Below are 2,414 nucleotides of genomic sequence, written 5' to 3'. Positions count from 1 at the left end.
GCATCGCCAAGTGACTTAGTGAAGCCATCTTTGAGGTTGGCTGTAATCACACCGTTTTCAACCTTGATATCGAACTTAGCTGTTACATCATCACCTGTGATGCCATCATATGCTTTAATATCAGCTACATTGATATCAACTTTATCTTCTTCATAGTCATCTGATACACCAACAGTTTGGATATTATTCTTTTCAGTGAATTTAGTAGTATCCAACCATACTTGGTAAACAACTTTTTGTCCAGGATATACGGTCTTAGTATTGATGTTAGCTTTTTCATTATTAGAAGCATCATCAACATAAGGATTTGCATTAGTTTCTGCAACCTTATCTTTCAACTCTTTGTCATCATCAAGAAGAGATACTCCCTTCAAATCGAACTTAGTTTCATTAAGAATGTATTTCTCTGGATTAAATTCTGGTGTTTCTGGTGGACGAACTTTGTTGTTGAACTCTTTATCGTTAGCACTTGAAGCAAATCCGCCTGTTGAAGCGTGGTTAACGACAGTTGTAAGAACTTTGCCTTCCTTAGTAACTTTCACTGTTACAGTTGCTTTCATAGTATCGTATGTGATTGAAGCATCTTTACCAGCTACTTCTTCAACTGTGTAAGTGAATGTCTTACCAAGATCATCTTTATTGAACAAGAGTTTTTCAAACTTGATGTGACCATCTTTATCGTTGGTTACTGTTTGAAGAACTTTGTTGTCTTTGTCTTTCAATACGAAGCTGAACTCACCTGCAGTCAACTCACGTCCTTCAAGTTTCTTAGTATAGTTGAACTCGAGTGGAACTGGAACGTTGTTTTCACGTGTTTGAGTTGGCTTTTCAGGAGTTGTAACTTTTTTATTGAATGGGTTGTATTGGTGAATTGTTTGGTTGGCTGTATTTTCAATATCTACACCGTCGTTAGCATCAATGTCTTTAACAACAGCTGGGATATCAAATTTATAGTAACGACCAAACTCAAATTTAGTTGTGTCGATGACTGGAGTAGCATCTGTTGCACTAATAGCTTTAGTCAAGCCTGCTTTAGACGTACCGTAGAGAACACCATTTTCAACCTTGATGTCGAACTTGTCAGTAACATCAGCACCAGTGATACCATCGTATACCTTGATATCAGCAGCGTTGATGTCAAGCTTATCTTCTTCGTAGTTATCTGTGATACCAACTGTTTGAAGATTGCTTTCTGCTGTGAAGTCACGAGTATCAAGCCATACTTGATAGTAGATCTTTTGACCACGTTTGAGGGTCTTACCATTCAAGTTTTGGATTTCAACTTTATCAGTTGAATCGTCGTCATCAGCAAGTTTGTTACCAATGATGTCGAAGCTTGGTTCTGAAACAACGTATTTCTCTGGTTTGAAGTTAGGAGTTACGTTGTTATCGAAAATTCTGTCGTCTGATTCATAAGAATTTCCACCAACTGTAGCATAAGAGATAACTGTTGATAATTGATTACCTGCTGAAGGTTGAATAACTTTAACAGTAACGTTGACTTTCATATTGTCATAAGTAACTGTTGTATCAGTTCCTTTAACTTCTTCTACAGTGTAGTTAAAGGTCTTACCAAGATCGTCTCTTCCATAATTAATAGTAGAGAAAGTTACTTTGCCTTTAGCATCATTCTGAACAGTTTCAAGAACTTTTCCTGCTTCGTCTTTCAAGACAAAGTTAAATTCCTTATCTTTCAATTGACGACCATTAAGTGTCTTACCGAAGATTAACTGAATAGCCATTGGAACATTGTTGACACGCTTCTCAGTTGGTTTCTCTGGTTTTTCGGTCTTCTTAGTAGTTGGGTTGTAGTAGTTAACTACTTGAGCTGCTGTATTTTCAATTTCAGCACCATCGTAAGCACCGTCAGAAACTTTAGCTGGGATGACAAACTTGTAGTAACGTCCAAATTCGAACTTAGTAGTATCGATGATTTGAGTGTTTTCTGCATCGCCAAGTGACTTAGTGAAGCCATCTTTAAGGTTAGCTGTGATTACACCATTAGCAATTGAGATGTTGAATTTATCAGTAACATCTTTACCAGTCTTACCATCGTAAGCCTTGATATCAGATACCTTAACATCCAATTTAGCTTCATCATAGTTGTCAGTAATACCAACAGTTTGGATGTTATCCTTATTGTTTGCATCAAATTTAGTTGTATCAAGCCATACTTGGTAGTTAATAGTTTCGCCACGTTTCACGGCTTTCGTATTGATGTTTTCTGCTTCGTTGTTATCAGCTTTATCAGCGTATGGGTTCGCATTTGTTTCTGCGTACTTATCTGTCAACTCTGCATCATCATCAAGAAGCTTAGTACCAGTGATATCAAACTTACCGTTACCATCGCTAAGAACATATTTCTCTGGTTGGAACTTAGGCTCTTCTGGTGGTGTTACACGGTTGTTAAATTC

1 protein-coding gene is annotated in these 2,414 nt (G+C 37.2%); it reads right to left on the bottom strand.

The window, feature by feature from the left end; genetic code table 11:
• On the bottom strand, positions 1-2,414 hold a 2,414-nt coding region (locus tag HMPREF2877_RS11140), incomplete at both ends, for an SspB-related isopeptide-forming adhesin (RefSeq protein ID WP_305366760.1).

This window comes from Streptococcus sp. HMSC072D03 (assembly GCF_001812855.1).
GTDB classification, from domain to species: domain Bacteria; phylum Bacillota; class Bacilli; order Lactobacillales; family Streptococcaceae; genus Streptococcus; species Streptococcus salivarius_D.
This window is presented reverse-complemented; position numbering and strand designations above follow the sequence as displayed.